The organism is Rhodococcus cerastii, assembly GCF_033042195.1.
Lineage (GTDB): Bacteria > Actinomycetota > Actinomycetes > Mycobacteriales > Mycobacteriaceae > Rhodococcoides.
The window spans coordinates 1-24,711 of the sequence record NZ_JAWLKF010000026.1 but is presented as its reverse complement, the minus strand read 5'-3'; the positions used below and the strand labels follow the sequence as shown (position 1 = coordinate 24,711).

The following is a 24,711-nucleotide window of genomic DNA, read 5'->3' as shown; positions in this document are numbered from 1 at the left end:
GCTCACGCGGGTGTCGATCTCGGCGACGAGAGCGATCCGCCGGGCTTCGAGCAACTGGATTTGATGGGAGACCGCGGTGGCGTCGGCGAGCAGTTCGCTCTCGCTCAGTTGCCAGATCTCCGTGGTCATGGAGCAAGTGTATCGAACGCGCGTTCGACTGGCAATCATAGTGCAATCGAAAACTATTGCCCTGCATAAGGATTCGAGAATCAGAACATGTCGGTGACGTGTGATAGGAGCGCGGAGCCCGTTTCCAGATGGTGATCGCTGCAGCGATTCCAGTCCGAGCAGCGCGGTGACTATTTCGATTTCTTTCGCTTGATACGACCAGCACCAACTCCTGACCGTCCGCCGCTGGCGTTACTTGGGTGTCTTCGTGGCGGTTCATCTGCCGCGCAGGCGGTCCGCGACCATGGGTAGGGAGCGTCGCGCATACAGATTCGCCCAACGCACGGCCATCGGACCGATGCGGCGTCTCGTCGCACCCCAGTTGGCGCGTCGTCCCAGTCGCATCGCAATAGCGACAAGCGAAAGTGGTACCGACCGCGGCGGCGACTCGTCGCAAAGCGCAACGCTCTCGAAGTTCGGAAATCCTTGGTTCAGGCATCCGGCGCGTCAGTACACCTCGCGTTGACGCTCCTGTTCCAGCACTTGCTCCAAGTCGCTCAATCGGTTCATCGACGACACCTGTCGCGCCGTGCGGTGATTGAGCGCCAACATCTCGCGGTGTCGGTGTACGAAAGCCCAGTAGCCGGCGGTGAAGGGGCAGGCGTCGTCACCCAGTCGCTTTTTCGGGTTGAACTCGCACGGCTTGCAGTAGTCCGTCATGCGATTCAGGTACGCCCCGCCCGAGGCGTACGGCTTGGTGGCGATCACCCCACCGTCCGCGTGTTGGCTCATGCCGATCACGTTCACCGGCATCACCCAGGCGAACCCGTCGACGAAAGCCGTTGCGAACCAATCGGTCAACGCTCGCGGGTCCCACGCATGTTGCAGCGCAAAGTTTCCCAGGATCATCAGTCGGGGGATGTGGTGCACCCACCCGCGATCACGCACGCCGTCGACGGTGCTGGACAGGCATTTCGCCACCACGGCATCACCGTCCAACTCCGTCAGCCAATCCGGTAGTGGCTCATGGGCGTCGAGCTTGTTTCGCTCGAGATACTCCGGCCCCAGATGCCAATACAGGTGCCACACGTACTCGCGCCAGCCGAGGATCTGCCGCACGAAACCTTCGACGCTTGCCAACGGCGTGCCGTCGCGGTGCGCGTCCTCGGCGGCGTGCGCCACGTCCAGCGGTTGCAGCAGACCCAGGTTCAGTGGCACCGACAGCAGCGAGTGCGACATCGTCCAGTCGTCGGCCATCACGGCGTCCTCGTACTTGCCGAAGTCGTCCAAGCGGTAGTTCACGAAGTGCGCCAACGCATCCGACGCCTCGGCAGCAGTCACCGCGAACACTCGTGGCCCGTCCACTCCGACGGTGTCGAGGTCCCAGTCGTCGAGGTCGGCGCGCACCTGCTCGTCGATCGCGTCCTCGGTCGGCCACCACGGTTCTTCGACTCCGAGCGTCAGGCGTCCCTTCGGCGGCGGTGACTGATTCTCGGCGTCGAGGTTCCATTTTCCGGAGACCGGTTCGGAACCGTCCATCAGTACCCCGAACTTCTTGCGTTGCTCGCGGTAGAACGTCTCCATCCGAAAGGTGCCACGCTCGGCGGCCCACTCCGCGAAATCGGCGCGGGGAAGCGCGAACATCGGCGTCGGCAGAATTTCCGAGACCAAGCCCTCCTCGTGCAACGAGGCGACGAACTTCTCCGCCGCGTGCGAGGTGGGCTCGAACACCACCACGGGCTTGCCGTACTCGGCCAACCCTTCGCGATACGTCTCGGTCTGCAGGTAGGTGACGCGATCACCCAGCTCGTCGGCGAGGTGCCGCATCCCCGACAACACGAGATGCAGCTTCTGTCGGTGGTATCTCCGACGCCGGAACACGCGCCGGGACTCGATCATCAGCACATCCCGATCCGCGTGCTCGTCCACGGAGTGAAAGTGCGGGCCGAGCTGATCACCGAACAACCACAGAGCGTCCATTCCCGGAGTGTTCTCCCGCAGCGACGAAGGCAAACCAGCGTCCGGCACATGGCCGGCCGGTGAACACTGTGGCCGACCCAGGCGCGCCTTACTTGACCACCGACCATCCATCGCATGGACTGACCCGATGCACGCTGAGTCTGCGCTTTCCAGAAGGACGTTTCTTCGCTCGTCGTCGGTGGCCGTCGCGGTGGCCGGAGCCGCCACGACACTGCCGGCGATCGCCCACGCGCAGGGCAGCGACCGCGGCTTTCTGCACGGGGTGGCGTCGGGAGATCCGTTGCCCGACGCGATCGTGCTCTGGACCCGCATCACCCCCGCGCCCGACGCCACCCCGGGCTCCGGCGTCGGCCCACAGGTATCGGTGACGTGGCGTGTTGCCCGCAGCGCGGACATGGGTGACATCGTCGCTTCCGGAACCGTCGAAACCGGCCCCGCCACCGACCACACCGTCAAGGTCGACGTCGACGGGCTCAGTGCTGACACCACGTACTTCTACGACTTCCAGACGAGCGACGCGGCATCGGCCGTCGGGACGACGCACACCGCACCGGCCAACGACGCCGATATCGATGCGATGCGTTTTGGTGTCGTCTCGTGCTCCAACTGGGAGTCCGGCTACTTCGGCGCGTATCGGCATCTGGCGGCCAGGACGGACTTGGACGCCATCGTCCACCTCGGTGACTACATCTACGAGTACGAAACCGGCGGATTCCCGGGACGCGACGGGGTGATCCGGCAGCATTCGCCCACCCACGAGATCGTCACCCTTGCCGACTACCGGCAGCGCCACGGCCAGTACAAGTCCGATCCCGATCTGCAGGCCGCGCACATCGGCGTGCCGTGGATCTGCACGTGGGACGACCACGAATCCGCCAACGATGCCTACAACACCGGCGCGCAGAACCACACTCCGGGCACCGAGGGCGATTGGTCCACCCGCAAGGCCAATTCCGAGCAGGCGTATTACGAGTGGATGCCGGTGCGCGCGGCGGGCACCGCAACCAACCGTCACCTGTATCGCAGGCTGCGGTTCGGCAACCTACTCGAATTGTCGATGCTGGACCTACGCACCTACCGTTCGCAGCAGGTTTTGCCGTTCAACGGGCCCGAGGTCGATTCGCCCAACCGGACCATCACCGGCGCGGAGCAGATGCAGTGGCTCACCGACGGCATCGTCTCGTCGCCGACGCAGTGGAAGATCGTCGGCAATCCGGTGATGATCACGCCCACTCTCATCCCGCCGCTGGACCGGGACGCGGCCAGGGCGGTCACCTCGCTTCTCGGGATCCCGGAGGGCGGTCTGCCGTACAACGCCGATCCGTGGGACGGATACACCGCCGACCGCCGCAAGCTGCTCGGTGCCATCGTGGACGCGGGCGTCGACAACACCGTCTTCATCACCGGCGACATCCACTCGGCCTGGGCCTGCGAGGTACCCCTCGACGCGGCGCAGTACGCAACCACCGAGCCTGCTGCCACGGAGCTCGTCGTCACCTCGGTCAGCTCGGCCAACATCGACGACCTGACGCGTACTCCGCCCCACACGCTGGGCCGGGTCGCCGAGGAGGCATTCAAGGCGCTCAACCAACACGTGAAGTTCGTGGACCTGGACAGTCACGGGTTCGGTGTCTTCGAGGTCACCAGGACGGCGGCGCGGATGGACCACTGGTTCCTCACCGCCAAGGAGGATCCGCAGACCGGCGTCTACTGGGGAGCGGGCTTCACCGTCGACTCCGGCACCCAGCGCGTCCGGGCGGCGGCACCGCCTGCCGGGTAACGCGCCATACTGGTCGGCGTGGCTGTACCGAAAATCGTCCTGTTCTACGTGTTCACTCCGCTACCCGATCCCGAGGCGATCCGGTTGTGGCAGCAGACGCTGGCCGCGTCGAACAATCTGACCGGACGCATCCTGATCTCCGAGCACGGCATCAACGCGACGGTGGGCGGTGACGTCGACGACGTCAAACGGTACGTCCGCGGCACCCGCAGCTATCCGGCGTTCAAGGCGGCCGACGTCAAGTGGTCCGAGGGGCTCGGCAACGACTTCCCGCGCCTGAGCGTGCGGGTGCGCGACGAGATCGTCACGTTCGGTGCCCCCGGCGAGTTGAAGGTCGACGCCGACGGAGTGGTCGGCGGCGGTAAACACCTGAGTCCGCAGCAGGTGCACGAGCTCGTCGATTCCCGCGGCGACGACGTCGTTTTCTTCGACGGGCGCAACGCCTTCGAGGCGAAGATCGGCAAGTTCAAGAACGCGGTGGTGCCCGACGTCGAGACGACGAGGGACTTCGTCTCCCAGCTCGATTCCGGTGCCTACGACCATCTGAAGAAGTCCCCGGTGGTCACGTATTGCACCGGGGGAGTCCGCTGCGAGGTGCTCTCTTCGCTGATGGTGGCCCGTGGTTTCGAGGAAGTGTATCAGCTCGACGGCGGAATCGTTCGGTACGCAGAAACTTTCGGCGACGACGCGCTCTGGGAGGGCTCGCTGTTCGTCTTCGACAAGCGGATGGCGCAGAACTTCTCCGACCACACCGCCGTCATCGGTCGCTGCAGTGCCTGCGGCAATCCGACGTCCCGGTACCAGGACTTCGACGGCGACGCCGGCCGTGGTCTGCGGTTGATCTGTCTCGACTGCGCCTGACGATGCTGCCCTTCCGGGACGGTCTCGCTCCGCTCAGGCTGCTTCTGCCGCATGGTGATTCGGCCACCACCATCGTGGAGTATCTCGAACGTGTGCTGCCCGAGGATGACTGGCGGCGGGCCGTGCTCGACGCCGAAGTGGTCGACGAGAAGAGCCGGCCGATCTCCGTCGACACGCGGTATCGCGCCGGAAGCCAGGTGTACTTCTATCGCGTTCCGGCGCAGGAGGTTCCGGTTCCGTTCGAGATCGGCATCCTGTACGAGGACGACGACCTGCTGGTGGTCGACAAGCCGCACTTCCTCGCCACCATCCCGCGTGGTCGGCACGTCACCGAGACGGCGACCGTGCGACTGCGCAGGCAGTTCGACTGCCCCGACCTGACGCCCGCGCACCGACTCGATCGCGCCACCGCAGGGGTGTTGCTCTTCACCAAGACGAAGCATGCCCGACGCCCGTATCAGGAACTCTTCTCCTCCCGTAACGTCACCAAGGAGTACGAGGCTGTCGCGGGATTCGATGCAGCACTGAACTTTCCGCGCGTCGTGCGCAGCCGAATCCTCAAGGAGCACGGGGTGATGACGGCATACGAGGAGCCGGGGGAGCCGAACAGCGAGACCCTGATCGAACTGGTCGACACGTTGGGCACCGCCGCCCGATATCGACTCTTCCCCAATACGGGCAAAACCCACCAACTGCGAATCCACCTGTCGTCGTTGGGGATTCCGATCGTGAACGACCCGTACTATCCGGTGTTCACCTCTGTCCCGGGCGATGACTTCGCCCGGCCGCTGCAACTCCTCGCCCGAGCACTGAATTTCACGGACCCGTTGACCGGTGAAGCGCGGCGTTTCGTCAGTGCCCGAACCCTCGAGCTCTGACGGCCGGCATCGTTCGTTCGTTCGGAGGATTGTGACAATTGGGACGCGAGGTTAGCGTGTCGAGCGAACCATGTCCGATGGAAGAGAAGAGGAGAACAGCGTGAAGCGTCGTATTGCTGTTGTGTTGGGAGCCGCAGTCATCGCCATCGCGTCACCGGCAGTCGCGGTGGCCGATACCGGAAGCGCGAGCACCAATAGCTCAAGCGGAGTGTTGGGTGGTTTCGACATGCTGTCGCGGCTCTGGGAGGCCTGCGCGGTGACCATCTTCACCGGTCAGTGCACCGGAGTCGTCGCCACGGACGTGACCTACTGGTAAGGCGCGCCCTGAGCCGACCCCCCAACCGACAAACGCGCGCGCATTCGCCAGACGCTCGCGGAACAGGTAACCATTCCGCGAGCACCCGGCAAACGCGCGCGCGTTTGTGTCGAGTGAGCCCAAGCCCTACTTGGCCAGCGACCGCGCCATTCCGCGTTCGATGGCGGCGACAAGCTGCGGGCGCAGTTCGGCGGCGGGGACGATGTGGTGCACCGATCCGACGTTCTGTGCTCGCTGGATGTTGTGGATGGCCTCGAATTCGGCTGCCACTTCACCCAGTTTGGCGTTGCGTGCGTTCGCTCGTACGGTGGCCAGTTCGACGCGCAGGGCCGAGCGGGTGGCGTCGTCCGAGGCGTTGTTCAGTGCAGTCTCGAGTTCCTTGACGGTCGGGTCCGCTGCGGTGCGGGCGTTGACGTCGCGGGTGAACACCACTGCTGCGGCCGGGGCACCGCCGAGCACGGAGGCGAAGGAGCCTTCCACTGCGAGGACCTCCATGTTGTCGTTGAGCGCTCCGGAGAACACCACGAAAGCGCCTCCGTGGTAACGCGATACCACGCAGAACACAACCGGTCCGTCGAAGTTGACGATGGCGCGGCCGATCTCGGCACCGTATTCGAGCTGGATGTTGCGCAGCGATTCCGGTGATCCGTCGAAGCCGGAGAGGTTGGCCAGCACCACGATCGGTCGGCTTCCGCTGGCGGCGTTGATGGCGCGTGCTGTCTTCTTCGACGAGTTCGGGAACAGGGTGCCCGAGGTCCACTGATCGGGGCCGTCGGACGGGAACCAGCCCTTACGGGGGATGGCTCGTGATTCGATCCCGATGACGGACACCGGGATTCCGGCGAGGTGGGCGTCGAACACCACGGAGGTGTCGGCGTCGGCCATGTCGGCCCAACGCTCGAGCACCGAGTGATCCTGGTCCACCACGGCGCGCATGACGGTGCGAATGTCGAACGGCTTCTTGCGGTCCGGGTTGGTGACCGAGGAGAAGATGTCGCCGACGGTGGTGAAGTCGCTCGACGGGTGCACGTGCGGGTAGGTACGCACGTCGCGTTCGGTCGGGTCTGCGGTGGCTGCGCGACGTGGGAATCGTTCTCCCGGTGCGGCATACGCGTGGTCGTAGTGCGCGAACAGGATGTCACATGCGGCCCGCAGGTTCGGTGCCCAGTACTGCGCCTGGCCGTTGGGGCCCATGACGCGGTCGTAGCCGCCGATGCCGAAGTTGTCTTCGGCCGAGACGCCGCCGGAGTAGTCCAGGGACTGCTTTCCGGTGAGCACCATGGCACTGTCGGGGGTCATCACCAGGATGCCCTTGGTGTGGGTGAGCATCGTGGCTTCGGCGTTCCAGTACGGCTGTGCGCCGACGTTGATGCCTGCGACGACGATGTTGATCTCACCGCCGGCCTGGGTGAAGGTGATGATGCGACGCAGGCCGCGTGAGACCCAGTCCATGTTCTCGGTGCCCGATTCCATGGAAATCGTTGCACCGGAGGACAATGCGAACCATTCGACGGGTGCGCCGAGTTGCTCGGCGAGGTCGATGGCCGCGACGATTCGCGAGCACTCGGCCTCGGCGACGGTGCCGAGTGCCTTGGTCGGGTCGCCGAACAGTGCGACGCGAGTGATGCCCTCGGGGTATTTGGCCGTCGGTGTGGTGGCCACGCCGACGATGACGCCTGCGGTGTTGCGGCCGTAGGGACGATCGACCGGGGCGAGCACGCCGTCGGCGTCGAAGTCGTACTCGGTGAACGTGCCACCGTTGCTGCTCAGCAACGGGATCAGCTCGTACGGGTACACGGTGCCGCGGGCCTGCGAGCGTTGCACCTTCTGGGTGTACTCGTCGAGTGGACGCATCGGCTCGGTCGGCGGCGGGGTCACCTTGGCCACGATGCCTGCACCGGAACGGTACGACAGGCGCAACGCGACCTCGCGCGGTGTCGCGCCCGGAGTCTCGGCCAGACGCGCGATGAGGGTGATCTCCTCGAGGCCCGCGCCGATCGTCAGCGGCGCGATGTGCCGCGCGATGGTGGCGATGCGGTCGGCGGGCACGTTCAGGACGGGCCAGACATAGAGCACGACGCGGTTGGCGTCGAGGCGCTTCTTGCCGCGTCCGGCCTGAGCGCGGCGGATGCCGTCGAGGCAGGCGGCAACGGTGCGTTCGATTTCCGGTACCGCGACGATGTTTCCGGCGTCGTCCAACTGTGTTGTGACGCCGCGGATCTCGGCGAGTGCGACGAGGCGCTCGTCGGAGGGGTTGGCCTTCGACGTCAGGTGGAAAAGGTACGTTCCGGCGCTGGCGGGCAACCGGACACCGTCGAAGTTCTTCAGTCGCCACAGGTCGAGTCGCTGACCGGTCAGCGGGTGCATGTCTCGAATGATCGTGTCCTCGGCGAGAGGCTCGGATCCTTCGGCCGTGGTGCGACGGTAGGTCATCTTGCGGGTGTCGGAACCGAAAGCGGTCACCGTCACGCGGCGCCAGTGGCCCGTGCCCGAGTGGGCAGCCAGCACGGCTTGGAGCTGGGCCGAGAGTTCGTCGCCGTCGGTCGGAGCGTCCGGCCAGGACAGGTAGAGATCGACCGCCAGGTTCTCCGGTGCCGGTCCGGCGATGTCGTCGACCGAATCCAGAGTTGCTGCGAGCGAGTCGAAATCGGTTGCGGTCGATACCAGGTGCAGCCGTTCGCCCGAGAGCTCGAAGTTGCCGGTGACGAAGTGCTTGCCGTCGCGGTCGAAGGCCTTGACGTCTTCGAGGGTGCGGATCTCGTAGTACTGACGGGTGATCACTTCGAGCAGGGCACCGGGATCGGTGATCCGTTGTGCCAGTAGCTCGATCAACGGTTCCGGGGTGGAGACCAGAGCTGCGATGCGGGCCGAGTAGTCGGCGGCGTCGGGGTTCTCGGCGAGGTACTGCAGGCTGCCACGGACGCCGTCGTAGATCTTCTCGCGTGCACTGCGGATCTGCGGCTCGTCGAACAGCCGGAAGCGCAGGTTGCGAGCCACATCGCCGATGACGGGGTAGCGTGCCTGGGTGGCACCGATGAGGCGCTCGAGTACCTCGGCCATGGCCGGGGTGGCTTCGGGCTGCGCAGAGCAGTCGCTGAGCCAGTGGCCGAGCAGCGCCGCGATGACCGGAACCTGGTTCTCCATACGCTGCAGAGCGAGGAAGACGCGGTAGACGGCCTCTTCGAGTTCGGGGGTACGACCCTCGTCGATGGCGGCATCGTAATGCGCGAGTGCGCGAGTGAGCTTGGCGCGGAACGAATCCGGGAGACCCTGAACGTCTGCGTCGAGCGAGTGCAGGAACGAGTGGAAGTGCTCACGAGGGGAGTGGACGCGCTCGTCGTTGCTTTCCTCGTCCATCGTCGGCCTGTTGCGAGAGAGCTCGCAGATGTCGGCGAACGTGTTGAGCAGATCCAGCTCGGCCGAGACCAGACCCGAATCGTTGCGCGGCACGTCGGCACGCAGAGTCTCATAGGTGGACAACAGGTTTCGCGCTCGGGCTCCGCTGACGTCGAAACCGGTGATGAGTGCGGCGAGTTCGTCGAGTCGGTCCAGTGCCCGACGCTGCGGCGAACGCTGTGCGGCATCGTCGATACCGCGGAACTGCACGCGCGGTGCCTGCTCGGAGACCTTCTGCTCACCGGCCTGATCGACGCGCAGCAGTGCCGCTCCGGCGTCGACCTGGCCGTTGACCGAGGCCAGTACCTCACGCACGGTGCCTGCGTAGGGGGACCGGACGGCGGTTTCCATCTTCATCGATTCGAGGACGACGAGAGTCTGACCCGCTTCGACCTCGTCGCCGACGGCGACCGGGACGGCGACGACGACGGCGGGTGCCGGTGCGCGGACCAGTCCGGCCTCGTCCTGCGAGATCTGGTGGCTGATGCCGTCGACCTCGACGAGGAAGTGCGCGGCTCCGGCGACGGTGACCACCTGGTAGCGACGGTCGCCGATGACGAGGCGGCTCTCGTAGGTGCCGAGGCGTTCGACGTCGACCTGCAGATCGCCGATGCCGTCACCGTCGATGCTGTAGCGGTGCGTGCCGGTCTGGCCGACCTCGAGCTTGTAGGCCTGACCCTGGTAGTTCAGCTCGACCGTGCGGCCGATGGCATGGGTGGCGCGCGGCCGGCCGCCGCGTGCGGAGCTGAGGAACGCGGTGCGCTCGCGGCCTTCCTCGGCGTCGTAGGCGTCGATGGCCGCGGCGATGATGGCGATGTCGGCGACGGCGGTCGGGCCCACCTGAGAGCCGGCCTCGGTGCGGTCGAGCCAGCCGGTGTCGGCGGAGGCGGAGATGACCTCCTCGCGGTCGAGCAGGCTCAGCAGAAACGATTTGGTGGTGGTGCCGCCGTCGATGACGACGGTGGTCTCACGCAGCGCGTTGCGCAACCGCGCCAGCGCTTCGCTGCGGTCGCGGCCCCAGGCGATGACCTTGGCGACCATCGAGTCGTAGTCGGGCGGGATGACGTCGCCCTGCGCGATACCGGTGTCGACGCGGATGCCGGTGCCGAGCGGGAACTTGAGCAGCTCGACGGTGCCGGGAGCCGGAGCGAAGCCGTTGTCGGCGTCCTCGGCGTTGAGGCGAGCCTCGACGGCGTGGCCGAACTCGGTGGGGCATTCACCGGGCAGTGCCTGGCCGTCGGCGACGAGGATCTGCAGCTTCACCAGGTCGATGCCGGTGGTGTATTCGGTGATGGGGTGCTCGACCTGGAGGCGGGTGTTGACCTCGAGGAACGTGAAGATCTTCTGCTCGGGCTGGTACAAGTACTCGACGGTGCCTGCGCCCTGGTAGCCGGCGGCCTTGACGAGCTCGGCCGAGGCGGTGCGCAGTTCGTCGGCCTGCTCCTTGGTGAGCAGTGGGGAGCTGGACTCCTCGATGACCTTCTGGTTGCGGCGCTGGATGGAGCAGTCGCGCACGCCCGGGGCCCAGACGTTGCCGTGGCTGTCGGCGATGACCTGGACCTCGACGTGGCGAGCATCGGTGACGAGCCGTTCGAGGAAGACGACGGGGTCGCCGAACGAGCGCTCGGCCTCACCCTGGGTACGTTCGAGGGACAGTTCGAGTTCGTCCTCGTGGAAGACCTTGCGGATACCGCGGCCGCCGCCGCCGGAGCGGGCCTTGATGATCAGCGGGTAGCCGATCGCCGCTGCGTGACGCCTGGCGTCGGCGCGGGTTTCGACGGGTCCGCCGGACCACGGTGCGACGGGAACGCCGACCTTCTCGGCGAGGATCTTGGCCTCGACCTTGTCGCCGAGCAGGCGCATCGCGTCGGCCGACGGGCCGATGAAGGTGATGTTCAGGCGCGCGACGAGGTCGGCGAACGTCGGGTCCTCGGCGACGAAGCCCCAGCCGACCCACACCGCGTCGGCACCGGACTCGACCAGCGCCGCCTCGAGGACGCCGTAGTCGAGGTAGGCCGAGCCGCTCGCAGGCTTGCGCAGTGTGACCGCTTCGTCGGCCTGGCGGACGAACATGGCCCGCTTCTCCGCCTCGGTGTGCAGCGCTACGGTGCGGATGCCGTAATCGTGTTCGGCGTTGAGCTCTCGGACGGCTCGGATCAGGCGTACTGCTGCCTCGCCTCGGTTGACTACTGCAATCCGCTTGAACAACGTATCTCTCTTCGCTCGGTGTGGGCGCACCGCGTCGGTGCACTCGATGGAACGTGGATTGGTGCCGGGCATGTCGATTTCTCGTCCATCGTGCGGCACTCCGATCGGCTCATTCTAACGGTAACGAGGCCGTGTGCATCGCCAACGGCGTTCGGCGTGAGTGTGATTGATCACCAACAAGTGAATCATATTCTGTGGCAAGCAATTTCGCTCCGAAGTTGCTGTCGGGTTCTATTCACCTCGCTAACGTACTCGCGAGTAGCGTTGGCGCGTGGCGTAATTCGACATTCGACGACTTTCGTTGCTACCGGCGAGTACATTACTGGCGGGTACAACTCGGGCCGATCGGCTCGAGTTGGTTCGCTCGTCGCCGAGTGCGGTCTCCCTCACCTGTCGCCCTCGCTCGCCCGTGGCAGTCGCAGCGCGTTGACCCACAGCCTCGTCGCCGTCGCGAGCAGATCCTCGGAGTCCGCGGGCGGGAGACCGTCTGCGGCGTCGACGACGAAGTGATTGAACGCGAGCCGACTGATCATCGAGGACAGTGCGCGCGAGGCGAGCAGGGGATCGAGTTCCGCGTCGGCCAGACCGCGGCTCTGCAGGCTCTCGATGCTGCGGGCGTTGCGCCTGACGAAGGCATCGGCGCGTTCACGGCGGAGGCGTCGGAACTCGGGATCGATGTTCGAGACCTGCTCGAGCAGCGCCATCAGCTTCGCGTTGCGGCGGTATGCCTCGAAGTACGCACGGTTGCTCGCGGCGATCACGGCAACCGGATCGTCGTGCGGGTTCACTCGCTCGGTTCCGGGATGCAGCATGTCGTCTCTGGCCTGCTCGAGCACTGCGGCCAGGATCTCTTCCTTGCTGGTGAAATAGGTGTAGAAGGTGCCGGCGGAGCATCGAGCAGCGCGGGTGATGTCGATCAACCGGGAGTCGAGGTAACCGCTGTCCTCGAAGACTCGACGCGCGGCGGCCACGAGCGAGGTACGGGTTCGCAGCCCGCGCGGGGTGGTCGGCAGCTCCCGATTCGGCAGCTCACGGTCTGGCTCCGGCGCGGCAGGCATTCAGTCTTTATACGTCATCGTCAGCGCGCGTCCGGGCGGATGAACCGGGAGAATCTCACCCCGCTGTCGAACTGGCGTGATTCGAGGTGCTCGAACCGCTCCGCGGGGAACGGATCGGGGCCGATTCCCGATGAGAACAGGCCGATGCCCCTGCCGAGCACGACGGGATTGACCTTGAGGAACAGCTCGTCGATCTCGGGCAGCAGTTGACCCGCCAGGTTTCCACCTCCGCAGATCCAGACGTCGTACTCGGAATCCTCTGCCTTCAGGCTCCTGACCAGTCCGATCGGATCCTCGTTGACGACGGTGAGGGTGGGGTCGTCCGACGGTGCGAGGGTGCGCGAGAAGACGTACTGGCGCAGGTGGGGATAGGGGCTGGTGATACCCACGTCGAGCGCCGGCTGCAACGTCTCGCGGCCCATGAGGAGGGTGTCGAACCGAGCGGGTGGACCGTCCAGGCCGAACATGTCACGAACGTGGACCGGCAACGTCTCGGGCAGCTCGTCCACGATGGCGTCGAGATGATCGCCGTCGGGCACGAAACAGTCGTAGCTGCCATCGGGTGCCGCGATGAACCCGTCGAGGGTGACGGCGATGTAGTAGACCAGGTTGCGCATTCGGCTCCTGTCGTGTTCGACGGGTGAGAACCCGTGGGCTTGCGGGGTATGTCGCTGTGGGGGATCCAGCGACCGACGTCGGTCTTTGTGAACCAGCACTAGAACGTATTTTGTGTGCTCAGGACGCAACGAACAACCGGTTTCCAGCGGCTAGTCTGGCCCGGGTGTGCAAACACCGTCCCTGAAACGGACGACCATTCGAGTATTTGTGGGGAAACTGTGACGGCTGCAGCGGCTACCGGTCGTGAACACGACGACGAGCTCAAGAGCAGGGTTCAACGCCTGCTGCGCTTTCTTCGCGAAATCGTCGAGGCGCGTTCGAACCCGGTGCTGCGCTTCGACGACCACGTGCAGGTCGAATGGATCCATGCCGGTGACGTTCCCATGCAGCTCGACCCACGCGCCAAGCAGGGTGGTGTGGTGCTCCGCGCACCGCGCATCGCGGTCGACGATCCGCCCGAGCCGCCGGCGCTGCTGTCGGGATGGCTCGACCCGCAGGTCGTTGCCGACAGTCGCTATCGCGAACTCGAGCTTGCCGACGCATCCTCGGTGACGTCTCGTCGTCGAGCGGAGGCGCAGGAGTCCGATGCGGACTTCGACATTCGCAAGGCCTACGAGATCAAGCAGGCCTTCGAGGAGTACTCGCAGTCGTGGAAGGAATGGGCGCAGGAGGATCGGGATCGGCGTCCGCAGGCCGCTCTGTACCAGGCTCTGCAGCTGATGATGCAGGAGCTTGCATCGCGACCCGAGTCCATCGAACTCGTGGTGGCCTCGGGGCTGCTGACCTCGAGCAACACCGATCCGCAGCGCAGCGTGCGCACTCACCTCATCACGCAATCGGCCAGTATCGAACGCGACGTGCGTACCGGTGATCTGCTGGTTCGCCTCGCCGCGAGCACCACTGCGCGGCTCGAGGACGGCCAGCTGCTGACCGCCTCGGACGATTTCGACACCTCCGGCTCGGTCGCCTTGGCACAGGAACTGCACGACACAGTCACCTCACCCATCGGGGCAGGCGTCGAACAGTTCTTGAGGAACTGGGCGTCGCGGGTGCCGCGGCACGAGATCGAGGTACTCGATCGTCTCGGGCCGCCCGGGGCACTCGCCTACATCGACGACGACCGCACGCTCACCGTCTCACCTGCCCTCGTTCTCCGCGTTCGGGACTCGTTCGCACTGGTCGAGTACTACGAGCAGATGATCGCCGACCTCGAGTTCGCCGACTCTCCGGTACCGCTCGGGCTCGCTCAACTGGTCGATGCCATCGAGCCGGCCGATCGGATCGCGTGGCTCGAACGCACGGGAGCGGGGGAGTCCGCGGCACTGGCGGAGGACCCGCTGTTTCCGTTGCCGGCCAACGCCGAGCAGTCGCAGATCATCGAACGGCTGGGGCGTGACAGCGGCGTCGTGGTCGAAGGACCGCCCGGAACGGGCAAGACTCACACGATCGCCAACCTCATGTCCGGGCTCCTTGCGCGCGGTCAACGGGTTCTGGTCACTAGTGAAAAGTCACAAGCTTTGCGCGTGCTGCGGGACAAACTCCCGCCGGAGCTGCAGGAGCTCTGCGTATCCATCACCGACCTCTCCCGCGGTGGTTCCGACGAGCTCAACCGCAGCGTCGCGAAGATCGCCGAGCGCAAGACCTCCTTCGACGAGGCCAGCGAGGTGCAGAAGATCGAGGCACTGACGACGCAGCGCGCGGCGGCTCTGGCCGGGCGGGCCGACTTGCTCGATCGTGTCAGCGCGCTCCGCGAGTCCGAAACTGTTGTGCACGAATACATTTCCGATGGATACGACGGCACGGTGTCGTCCATCGTGCGCAAGGTCAAGGCCGCCGAAGGTGCCCACGAGTGGCTGCCCGGCCCACTGTTCGCCGATCGACCACCTCTCGACGGTGCCCAGGTCGATCAGCTTCGTAAGCTCATCGCCGGCTCCGACGGGACTCGAGAGCTTCGCTCGCGTCAGGTGCTGCCGCGTCCCGAGACCATGCTGCCGAACTCGGCCGAACTGGCATCGCTCTGCCAGCGCGCAGGTGCGCGCATCGACGCTTCCTCGCCCCAGGCCGCCGAGCTCGTGTCGTTGCTCGACGGCGTGGAACCCGCCGTGGCCTCGGAGATCAGGCAACTGTGCGAGGAGCTCGCCGCTCGGGTGCGAGCGGTCGTCGAACTCGACAGCTCGTACCTACGCCTCACCGATTCCGTGCTGTCCGGCGAGGCCGCCCACCTGTGGTCTCGGGTCAGCGGAATCGACGCGATGGTCGAGACTGCCGCTGCGTCCGATCGCTATGTCGGTGCGCACGACGTGCAGTGCTCGACGAGCTCACCGGCGGCACTCACGGCGATGGATGCGTTCGCCGGCGCGTTGGAGTCGGGTATCGAGTGGAAGCCCCGGTTCCGTCGCAGCGAGGAGCAGAAGGCCGTCGAGGCACTCGATATCGTCGCTACCGTCGACGGGCAACCTGCGACGACGGCGATGGCTGCGCGTCTGGTGGCCGAACATATTCGCGCGCTCGAGACCGTGCAGACCGCAGCGGTGCTGCTGGCCGACCTCGCGATCGTCGTTCCGCTCGACGGCACACGGTCGATTCGCGTCAACAACGTGGCGCGGATTGCCGACAGGCTGGGTCTGGTGTCTGCAGTCGTCGCTGCTCGCGACGCCCTGGTGCACCGGCTGTACACCATTTCGCCTGCGGCACCGTGGATTCGGAGCCTGGCCGACGCTCGGGAAGTCGCCGGGGCAGCCGACGCCATCGCCACGCGTATCGACATCGATGCCGCACGCGCCGAGCTCGACGCCCTGCAGTTCGCGGTTGCCACTCGTATCGACGCCGGGCCGTCGCCCGAGGGCTCGAATCTGGTGAGTGCGTTGAGCACCGCGGATCCGTTGGAACTGGCTGCCGCCGTTGCGGCGTACTCGCAAGCGTGTTCCGAGCAGGAGGATCAACTGCTGCTCGAATCGATGTCGGCGTCGCTGTCCGAGGTCGCACCCGCGTTGTTCGACTTGGTCAGGGACACTGCCGGTGATGTCGAATGGGACGAGCTGAGCTGGCAGATGTCCAAGGCCTGGGCGTGGCGTCGGGCACGCGAGTGGGTCGGCGAGCAGCACCACGGCGGCCTCGAGCAGCAACTCGAGGCGGAGTTGGCCGCTGCGGATACCGACATCGCTTACCTCACAACACGTCTCGCCGCTGCCAGTGCCTGGCGCAACAGTCTCGAGCGAATGACGGCCGTCGAGGTGCGGGCGCTGCAGACCTATCGCGAGCACATCTCCAGCATCGGCTCGGGAGCCGGTAAGTACGCCGAGACCTACCGCAGTGCAGCACGATCGGCGATGCGTGAGGCGCAGAGTGCCGTGCCCGCCTGGGTCATGCCACTCTCGCAGGTGCTCGCGTCCATCCCGCCGGTGCCGGGCAGTTTCGACGTCGTCATCGTCGACGAGGCGAGTCAGGCCGACATCACCAGTCTCTTCCTGCTGTATCTCGCACCCCGGGTGATCGTGGTGGGCGACGACAGGCAGTGCGCGCCGGCCGATGTTCCACAGACCGGCACACTCGAGGACGTGTTCGATCGGTTGGACGTCTACTTGCCCGATCTACCGGAACACGTGCGTGCGACGCTGACCCCGAGGTCGAGCCTGTTCTCGATGCTGCGCACCCGGTTCGGTCAGGTGGTGCGGCTGCGTGAGCACTTCCGTTCGATGCCGGAGATCATCAACTGGTCGAGTCAGCAGTTCTACGGAGATTCCCCGCTCGTTCCCGTGCGGCAGTTCGGCGCGGATCGACTACCGCCGCTGCGGCACACGTACGTTCGCGGAGCGACGGTGACCGGAAAGAACGCGTCACTGGTCAACCGGACCGAGGCCATCGCGATCGCCGACCAGATCGCCGAGTGCCTCGAAGACTCAGCGTACGACAACCTGACCTTCGGAGTGGTTGTGCTGCAGGGCCAATCGCAGGTCGACGAGATTCGCAACGAGTTGATCAAGCGGATCGGTATCGAGCAGTGGGAGCAGCGTCGACTTCGCGTCGGTACGCCGCCGGACTTCCAGGGCGACGAACGAAACGTCGTGTTCCTGTCGATGGTGGTGGCACCCGATCAGAATTTCGCCACCCTCACCGCCAATCAGTACAAGCGTCGGTTCAACGTGGCAGCGTCGCGGGCACAGGATCAGCTGTGGCTCTTCCACTCGGTCACGGTCGATCGTCTCAAGCGAGCGGACCTGCGCAACTCGTTGCTGAGTTACGTCACCTCCGTCTCGCCCGCTCCGGCCGATCCCATGCCGGTCGGTGTCTCGCGCGAGGTCCGGAAGGCCCCCTTCGAGACGCTGCTCGAGCAGCAGCTGTGGAACGACCTCGTCGAGAGAGGTTTTCACGTCAATCCCGGTGTCGAGGTGAACAACAGGCGTCTCGCCCTGGTCGTCACCGGAGACTCCTCGCGGCTCGCCGTCGAGTGCGACGGCGACACGTTCCTGTCGACCCCCGCTCAGCGGTTGGCGGATCTGCAGCGTGAGCAGGAGCTCAAAAGGTGCGGTTGGACGTTCTGGCGGGTGCGTGAATCCGAGTACTACCTGGACCGTGAGGCGGCGCTGGAAAGCCTCTGGGCCACGTTGGCCCATCTGGGAATCAAGCCGAACAGCGTTGTCGTGGAGGGTCTCGAGAGCTCGGACGAGTCCTGGACCCCGGTTCCACTCGAGTCCTCGCAGTTCGACGATTCCGGCGTCTTCGAGACGTCCACGCACGCAGACTCACCCGCGCGCCACGAGTCGGTGCTGTCTCTGTGGACCATGCCGCGCATCGACATTCCCACCGAGGAGCCGTCCGCGTCGCAAGCTCGCGGAGCCGACCGCGAAGGATCGGCACCGACGACAACCAACGGTTCCGGAAGCACCGACGGAGCGGAAGTCCAGAACGGTTCGCGACCGACCAACGGTTCGCGACCGACCAACGGTTCGGGAATGACGAACGGTGTGTCTCCCACCAACGGTGCCGGTCGTGTCAACGGCTCCGGAGGTGCCAACGGTGCCGGGGCTACCCACGGATCCGGTACCGGGGAGTCCGACGGTTCCGATGGCACCGCTCGGCCGATCGAGTCCTCGGCACCGAGCCTCTCGACCACCGAGATCGGTGAAGCCACGAACAGCACGACATCGGCCACGGACCGGGTCGGGGACGCCGAAGAGCCGGTCGCACAGGAAGAGCCCGTCGCACAGGAAGAGCCGGCCGCTCAGGACGACGCCGCGGCAAACGTCGAGTCGGCCGAGCTCGATGGAGCCGATCCGGTCGAGACGCAGGGCAATTCGACGGAAGCAACGACCGATGACGCCGAGCCGAGCGGCCTCGAGGCACCCGAGGACGAGGACATCGCAGAACACGAATTGCCGCTCAACGGACTTCGCGGATACACAACCCGCCGTCGGCCGTAGCTCCCGGCGAGCAGGCTAAGTGCCCGCGCCGAACCATCCGAAGCCGACGTAGTCTTGGCCTCGGATTGCGCACGCACGAGTGAAGAGGGTTCGACGCCGATGACAGATCGACAGACGCAGCGCCCGGAACAGTCGGTCTCACCGGACGGTTCGACGCGACCGCGAGCTCGGCGGGTTGTCGTTCCGACCGTCGTTCTCGTGGTCTGCGCTGTGCTTGTCGGCCTGCCAGCCTGGACTGTCGTGTTCGCGGGCGCGCAGTGGCCTGCGGCTGCACAGTCGGTCGGCTCTGCGGTTGCGGTCGCGGCATTCGTGGCACTGCCTGCAGCGATGTATCTGGGTCACCGGCCGAGTGCAGAGGGGGTCTCCAAGGACGTGTGGGCGCGCATCGGAGATGTGCTGTTGGGCTTGGCTTGGATCGCGTTCGTGTGGTCGGCACTCTCGCTGCTGCTGCGGCTCGGTCTGTGGGTGGCCGGGATAGACGACCCTCTTCGGTCACGGATCGTCGCGGTGACGACGCTGATCGTCGTGGTCGTCCTCGCACTGTGGGGCCATTACGAGGCGATGAGAACGCCCCGAGTGCGACACACGACCGTCAGGATCGACCGGCTCGGAGCTCGATTCGACGGTCTACGAGTGGTTCTCGTGACCGACACGCATTTCGGCCCGCTCGATCGAACGACGTGGTCGCATCGTTTGACCGCCGCCGTCAATGCGCTCGAACCGGATGTGTTGGCCCACGTCGGAGATATCGCCGACGGCTCTGTCGATCGGCGTCGAGCGCAGGCTGCGCCGTTGGAGGCAATGCTCGCGAGCGCGGCCCGCGTGTACGTCACCGGCAACCACGAATACTTCGGCCACGCGCAGGAGTGGCTCGATCACATGGACGACCTCGGATGGAACTCCTTGCACAATCGCCACGTCGTGCTGCATCGCGGTGACGACGCATTGATCATCGCGGGCGTCGACGACGCCACCGCCGCTGGCTCGAGTGCACCCGGCCACGGAGCGGATCTTGTTCGCGCCCTTGCCGGAACCGATCCGTCGATGCCCGTGCTGTTGCTGGCGCATCAGCCGAAACAGATCGGCGACGCTGTCGACGCCGGCGTCGATCTGCAGGTCTCCGGGCATACGCACGGTGGTCAGATCTGGCCGTTCTCGGCGTTGGTTCGCCTCGACCAACCGGTGGTGCACGGTCTGAGCAGACACGGTGCGCGAACTCAGCTCTACACCAGCCGCGGATCGGGTTTCTGGGGCCCGCCTTTCCGGGTGTTCGCGCCCAGTGAGATTTCCGTTCTGACGTTGGTCGCCGGCTGAGCGCGCGATACCTGGCAGTATCGGTGGGGTGAAGAGAACCGAAGAGGTCGTCGTTGTCGCAACCGATCTCGACGGCACCCTGCTGCGTTCGGACCGAACTGTGTCGGCGCGAACAGCCGCCGCGATGGCTGCCGCCGACGCAGCCGGAATCAGGGTGGTGTGGGCCACCGCTCGCGCGCGCCACTCCATCGACGAACTCGCTGCGTCGTGCGGATTTCGCGGCACGGCGATCGGTGCCAACGGGGCTGTGGTCCTCGATCTGTCCGACGGCTCTCCGGCCATCGTCGGCACCAGGTCGGTACCGGCCGAGACGGTGGCGTCGGCCAAGTCGGTTGTGCGCTCACTCGTCCCCGGAGTTGCCTTCGCAACCGTGGGTGCCACGCGATTCGTGGCCGAGGCTCGGTACGCCGAGCTGTGCGTGTTCGCAGACCATCACCGGCAGCCGCACGAGATGGAGCTGTCGGAGCATGGCTTGTCGATCGACGTCGAGCCGACCGTCAAAATCGTTGCCCGGCACAGTGATACGACGAGTGAGGAATTGTACGAGATCGTTGCTGCGGCGGGGGTGGACGGAGTGGAGTTGACGCACTCCGGTGCCCCGTACATCGAGATGTCCGCGGCGGGAGTCTCGAAGGCCAGTGCGCTGCAAGAGTTGTGCGAGCAGTGGGGGATATCTGCCGGTTCGGTTGCGGCAGTGGGGGATGCGCGCAACGATCTGCCGATGCTCACCTGGGCGGGTACGGCGTTGTGTCCGTCGAATGCCGCGGAGCCCGTGCGATCCGTCGTCGATCGAGTCCTCGAATCCAACGACGACGACGCCGTTGCGCGCTATCTCGAGGAGCTCACCGCGCGCCCAACGAAACTGTAACGTCCGGTCTGCTCGTCGCGACGCTGTATGAGAGGCTGGCCCCATCATCGGCAGAAGGACACCAGTGAGCTATCCAGATTCGGGCGACCCCTCGCAGCGCGCGTACGGACAGTACGGCGCGCAGCCGAATCCATCCGATCGAGTCCTGCCACCGCCTTCGTCCGGTCCTGGTGCGCCGCATTCTCCGGCGACGGCGCAGCCGAGTGGGTACGGCGCGGTTCCCCGGCCGCCGGTGTTCGGCACCGGTGGCTTCCCTGGTTCGCCTCCACCTGGACCCCCGAGAAAAGGGAACGGTGGCATCTGGATCGTGGTGGCCGTTCTGACTGTGGTCGCAGTGATTCTCGGCGGCGTGTTCGGTTGGTTCATTCTGCGTGACGACGCAACTCCGGCGGTGGCGTCGGGTGCTGCACCATCCTCGGCAGTGTCCGACGGCGGTGTTCCAGGCGGTGAAACCGCACCGACTGCCGAGAACTCACCGCAGCCGGGCCCGGCCACTCTGCCTGCGGGCGCGCAGACCTGCCCGGCGACCGTGGCGTCGAGCAGCGGACTTCGAGGCTCGGCGGTGGGGTCGACGGTCACGTCGTGTCCGTTCGCAGAGGAAGTTCGGTTGGCCTACACCAGGGCCGGTTCGGATCGGAATTCGCGGACCGTGGTGGCCAGCAGTCCGGTCACCGGCAAGCGGTACGACATGAACTGCGTCTCGTCTGCGCAGTTGGTGACGTGTACCGGTGGCGAGAACGCCGTTGTCTACCTCTTCTAGTTCGGCGCGCCGCGTCGGACGAGTCGGAGCGGTGGCTCTCGCGCTCTGTGCTCTGGTGTCCGGCTGCACCATCGCCACCGACGACGGCCCCGCGTCCGAAGCGCCCCTCGTGTCCGAAACATCGGCTGCTCCTGTGCCACCGGTGTTTCCACCGACGTCCGATGCGGAAATATGGACCACTGCGCCTCCTGTCGAGCCGCTGCCGGCAGAGGATCTGGCCGCGGAGTTCGGCGCACTCGAGTCGACGGCGGGTGGGCCCATCGGCCTCGCTCTGGTTCCCGTCGGTGGTGGCCCGCCGACAGTGCTCGGCACCTGGACTTCCGGTGCGGGGTGGTCGACGGTCAAAGTGCCACTGGCCGTAGCCGCAATTCGTCGCGGCGGGGACACGGTGGTTGGCGACGCCACCGCCGCCATCGAAAGCTCCGACAACGCAGCTGCCGAGAATCTGTGGGGTTCGCTCGGAGATTCCGCTGCCGCAGGTGGCGCAGTCGAAGCGGTTCTGCGGCAGGGCGGTGACGCGGCCACTGCGGTGCAGAGGGAGCGGATCCGTCCTGAATTCAGCGCATTCGGACAGACCGAGTGGTCGACGCAGGATCAGGCAACGTTCGCGGCGGGCCTGTCGTGCATTCCGGACGCTGCACCGGTGGTCGAGATGATGAACAGTGTTGCGCCCGAGCAGCAGTGGGGCCTGGCGAAGATGTCCGATGCTGCCTTCAAAGGCGGCTGGGGGCCGAGCGTCCGAGGCGGTTACGACGTCCGGCAGGTCGGTATCGTCACCACTGTTGCCGGTCGAGTCGGTGTGGCGATTGCGGCGCAACCGAATTCGGGTTCGTTCACCGACGGAACAGCAATGCTCGACGCGGTCGGCAGCTGGTTGGAGTCGCACAGCAACCAGCTCCCTGCCGGTCACTGCCTCTAGGACCTGCTGACGAGCGGACCGGCGCGGGTAGCCTCTGGCGTGTCTGTGAATCGTGCACCACGAAAGGCATTGCTGTGAACGACGCCCTGTCGACGGAATCGTCCGAGCCCACCACGATCGCCGAGTACCTCGACGCACACTCGTTGCGCGTGTCGCCGCTCGACGGTGCCGCGGCGGCCGAGCTGGGCATCACCGTGCCGATTCCTGCGGGATGGCAGACGCTCGATCCCGCACAGTTCCCAGGGGCGACCCAGGTGATCGTGGAACCGAACCTCGTGGAGAACGGTTTCGCGCCCAACGCGGTGCTTCTGGTCGGTGCGTTGTCGCGCACGATCGACCCGGAAGCGTTGATGGCATTGGGTTTCGGCGACGGACGTGCGATGCCCGGATGGGTGGAGCGCGAGGCGAGTACAGCGTCGTGGCTCGGCTGGCCGTCGCGATTCATTCGGGGTACGTACGTCGCGCAGCAACTCGAAGCCGCGGTGACGACGCGGTATGTCGTGGTAGGCGTCGATACTCAGTACCTCGTGCAGTTGACGGTGACGACGTTGGCGTCGCAGCTCGATGCGTTGGCCTTCGACGTCGCCGCGATCAACGACGGTTTGACCACGAGTATGTAGAAGACCGCGAGCCCCTGTGTCCGACGCGCAGGTCCGACTAGGGTCCTTTCCATGTCGATGAGAACCGGTCGCGTCCGGCACCTGTCGGTGGTGCCGAATTTGTCCGACACCGACGAACCGGCCGACGACAGCGCGACGGAAGCCACTCGGCGACGCTTGGTGAACCTGGTGCTTCGGGTGACCGTGGATCACACTCGTCCACAGATTTGGCGTCGGGTGCGGGTGCGCTCGGATCTGCTGCTGTCCGAGCTGCACGCGGTTCTGCAGAGTGCTCTCGGTTGGGAGGACCGGCACCTGCATGCGTTCAGCGTCAGGACCGCCGGTGCCACGCGTCGATTCGAGATGGAGGAAACGCTCGACGACGAACCGGACGACGACGCGTCGAGCGAGGAGCGAGTGCGGGTCGACGACGTACTCACTGCACCGGGGTCCACGATGACGTACGAGTACGACTTCGGTGACGGATGGACACACACGATCCATCTGGAGCAGATCGATTCCGATATCGACGACCTCCGATCCGTCTGTCTCGACGGGGCGCGCGCCTGCCCACCCGAGGAGTCCGGCGGGCCTTCGCGGTACGCCCAGTCGCTCGAGATTGCCGCCGACACGTCCGATCCCGAGCACGCGGCGCTCATCGCACGATGGGGCGCGGGCTTCGACCCGGCTCGATTCGACGTCGATGCGGTCAACGCGGTGTTGCACTCGTTCGACGTAGGGCGTTCGGTGCTCGCCGAAGCGGTGGCCGCGGCCCCAGCCATCGGAAAGCTGTTCGACCGGGTTCGTCCTACGGAGGTGCCGTCACTGATGGCGTTGCTTCCGCGATGCGAGCTCACCATCGAGAGTTCGGTCGATCTGCCCGTCGCAGCTGTGGCGATGGCCAAGTTCACGTGGTTTCTGGACAGAATCGGTGATGACGGAGCAGAGCTGACCGGTGCCGGCTACCTCAAGCCCGCGTTCGTGGCGGCGATTCGTGAGGAACTGGACTGGGGGCTGGGGTGGGTAGGGCCGAGCAATCGCGAGATCGACCATCATCAGGTCAGCGATCTGCGCGACGCGGCGCGGCACCTCGGGTTGACCCGCACATCGAAGGGCAGGTTGCTGCGCACCAAGCTCGGAGCGGCGTTGGCCGAAGACCCGGTCGGCATGTGGCGGCATGCGGCGTCGCGACTTCCTCTGGGGAAGGAGTCGTACGAGACCGACGCAGCGACTCTGTTCCTGATCTCCCTCGCGGCATCGGCATCTGCGACGCATCGCAACGAGATGTTGATCGAGACTGTCGCCGAATTGGGTTGGGCCAGCGAAGATTCCGGTGTGTTCGACGCTCAGTTCGCGGCGCAGGCCACGGTGAGCTTCCTCGATCTCATCGGTGCCCACGGTCCGCGGTTCTATTTCCGTCAAGAGGTATCGGACTCGCCGAGCTGGTCTCGCAGGTTCGCGCGGGACGCATTGCTGAGCTGAGCCGCCGAGAAGCGGTCTCGAGGACTGCCGAAATGTGGCTCGGGCGACGGATGACCGTCGCTGAGCAGGCGATTTGCGTTGGTGTGGTTGGTGGCGTAACTTTTGTCGAGTCAGAGCGACGGACACCGACCCGGTCTTCACGGACT

The 24,711-nt window shown here is 65.7% G+C and carries 15 protein-coding genes; 11 read left to right on the top strand and 4 right to left on the bottom strand.

Annotated elements, in window-relative coordinates; all coding sequences use genetic code 11:
• Window positions 1-615: 615 nt before the first annotated feature.
• Window positions 616-2,088, bottom strand: a complete 1,473-nt coding sequence (locus R3P93_RS24300; RefSeq protein WP_317534350.1) for a cryptochrome/photolyase family protein — start codon at window positions 2,086-2,088, stop codon at window positions 616-618.
• A gap of 127 nt (window positions 2,089-2,215) precedes the next feature.
• Between R3P93_RS24300 and R3P93_RS24295 the strand changes: the two genes are divergently transcribed.
• The 4 genes from R3P93_RS24295 to R3P93_RS24280 all read left to right on the top strand — a co-directional run bounded on the left by R3P93_RS24295 (window position 2,216) and on the right by R3P93_RS24280 (window position 5,923).
• Window positions 2,216-3,868, top strand: a complete 1,653-nt coding sequence (locus R3P93_RS24295; RefSeq protein WP_317534349.1) for an alkaline phosphatase D family protein — start codon at window positions 2,216-2,218, stop codon at window positions 3,866-3,868.
• A gap of 18 nt (window positions 3,869-3,886) precedes the next feature.
• Window positions 3,887-4,729: an oxygen-dependent tRNA uridine(34) hydroxylase TrhO gene (gene trhO, locus R3P93_RS24290; RefSeq protein ID WP_094688122.1), complete on the top strand. Its 843-nt coding sequence runs from the start codon at window positions 3,887-3,889 to the stop codon at window positions 4,727-4,729.
• A gap of 2 nt (window positions 4,730-4,731) precedes the next feature.
• Window positions 4,732-5,607, top strand: a complete 876-nt coding sequence (locus tag R3P93_RS24285) for a pseudouridine synthase (protein ID WP_317534348.1) — start codon at window positions 4,732-4,734, stop codon at window positions 5,605-5,607.
• A 100-nt stretch (window positions 5,608-5,707) separates the two neighbouring features.
• Complete coding sequence (locus R3P93_RS24280; RefSeq protein ID WP_317534347.1) at window positions 5,708-5,923, top strand: hypothetical protein; 216 nt, start codon at window positions 5,708-5,710, stop codon at window positions 5,921-5,923.
• 126 nt (window positions 5,924-6,049) lie between these two features.
• Here the strand turns inward: R3P93_RS24280 and R3P93_RS24275 are convergent, their stop codons facing one another.
• From R3P93_RS24275 to R3P93_RS24265, 3 genes are all read right to left on the bottom strand, one after another.
• Window positions 6,050-11,527: an ATP-binding protein gene (locus R3P93_RS24275; protein ID WP_094688131.1), complete on the bottom strand. Its 5,478-nt coding sequence runs from the start codon at window positions 11,525-11,527 to the stop codon at window positions 6,050-6,052.
• A 386-nt stretch (window positions 11,528-11,913) separates the two neighbouring features.
• Window positions 11,914-12,585, bottom strand: coding sequence for a TetR/AcrR family transcriptional regulator (locus tag R3P93_RS24270; protein ID WP_068053330.1), 672 nt, complete (start codon window positions 12,583-12,585; stop codon window positions 11,914-11,916).
• 20 nt (window positions 12,586-12,605) lie between these two features.
• On the bottom strand, window positions 12,606-13,202 hold the full coding sequence (locus tag R3P93_RS24265) for a dihydrofolate reductase family protein (protein WP_317534346.1): 597 nt from the start codon (window positions 13,200-13,202) through the stop codon (window positions 12,606-12,608).
• 219 nt (window positions 13,203-13,421) lie between these two features.
• On the opposite strand from R3P93_RS24265, the gene R3P93_RS24260 reads away from it, so the two are divergent.
• The 7 genes from R3P93_RS24260 (at window position 13,422) to R3P93_RS24230 (ending at window position 24,565) form a co-directional block, all read left to right on the top strand.
• Window positions 13,422-18,623, top strand: a complete 5,202-nt coding sequence (locus R3P93_RS24260; RefSeq protein WP_317534345.1) for an AAA domain-containing protein — start codon at window positions 13,422-13,424, stop codon at window positions 18,621-18,623.
• A 99-nt stretch (window positions 18,624-18,722) separates the two neighbouring features.
• Window positions 18,723-19,937 (top strand): metallophosphoesterase, encoded by a 1,215-nt coding sequence (locus R3P93_RS24255; protein WP_317534344.1) that lies wholly within the window; start codon window positions 18,723-18,725, stop codon window positions 19,935-19,937.
• Window positions 19,938-19,965: 28 nt separating this feature from the next.
• Complete coding sequence (locus tag R3P93_RS24250) at window positions 19,966-20,805, top strand: HAD family hydrolase (protein ID WP_317534343.1); 840 nt, start codon at window positions 19,966-19,968, stop codon at window positions 20,803-20,805.
• 64 nt (window positions 20,806-20,869) lie between these two features.
• Window positions 20,870-21,565 (top strand): hypothetical protein, encoded by a 696-nt coding sequence (locus R3P93_RS24245; protein ID WP_317534342.1) that lies wholly within the window; start codon window positions 20,870-20,872, stop codon window positions 21,563-21,565.
• Entirely contained in the window at window positions 21,549-22,484 is a 936-nt protein-coding gene (locus R3P93_RS24240) for a hypothetical protein (RefSeq protein WP_317534341.1), read from the top strand. Before R3P93_RS24245 ends, R3P93_RS24240 begins: the two co-directional genes overlap by 17 nt.
• A 74-nt stretch (window positions 22,485-22,558) precedes the next feature.
• On the top strand, window positions 22,559-23,104 hold the full coding sequence (locus R3P93_RS24235) for an LpqN/LpqT family lipoprotein (protein WP_317534340.1): 546 nt from the start codon (window positions 22,559-22,561) through the stop codon (window positions 23,102-23,104).
• 51 nt (window positions 23,105-23,155) lie between these two features.
• Window positions 23,156-24,565 carry a plasmid pRiA4b ORF-3 family protein gene (locus R3P93_RS24230; protein WP_317534339.1) on the top strand — a complete coding sequence of 470 codons (1,410 nt, stop codon included), beginning with the start codon at window positions 23,156-23,158 and terminating at the stop codon, window positions 24,563-24,565.
• Window positions 24,566-24,711 lie beyond the last annotated feature (146 nt).

Excerpts from the sequence above, each read along its gene's own strand:
- R3P93_RS24270 (WP_068053330.1), bottom strand. The coding sequence starts at position 12,585 with ATGCCTGCCGCGCCGGAGCCAGACCGTGAGCTGCCGAATCGGGAGCTG.
- R3P93_RS24230 (WP_317534339.1), top strand. The coding sequence starts at position 23,156 with ATGTCGATGAGAACCGGTCGCGTCCGGCACCTGTCGGTGGTGCCGAAT.
- R3P93_RS24255 (WP_317534344.1), top strand. The coding sequence starts at position 18,723 with ATGACAGATCGACAGACGCAGCGCCCGGAACAGTCGGTCTCACCGGAC.
- R3P93_RS24265 (WP_317534346.1), bottom strand. The coding sequence starts at position 13,202 with ATGCGCAACCTGGTCTACTACATCGCCGTCACCCTCGACGGGTTCATC.
- R3P93_RS24295 (WP_317534349.1), top strand. The coding sequence starts at position 2,216 with ATGCACGCTGAGTCTGCGCTTTCCAGAAGGACGTTTCTTCGCTCGTCG.
- R3P93_RS24300 (WP_317534350.1), bottom strand. The coding sequence starts at position 2,088 with ATGGACGCTCTGTGGTTGTTCGGTGATCAGCTCGGCCCGCACTTTCAC.
- R3P93_RS24285 (WP_317534348.1), top strand. The coding sequence starts at position 4,732 with ATGCTGCCCTTCCGGGACGGTCTCGCTCCGCTCAGGCTGCTTCTGCCG.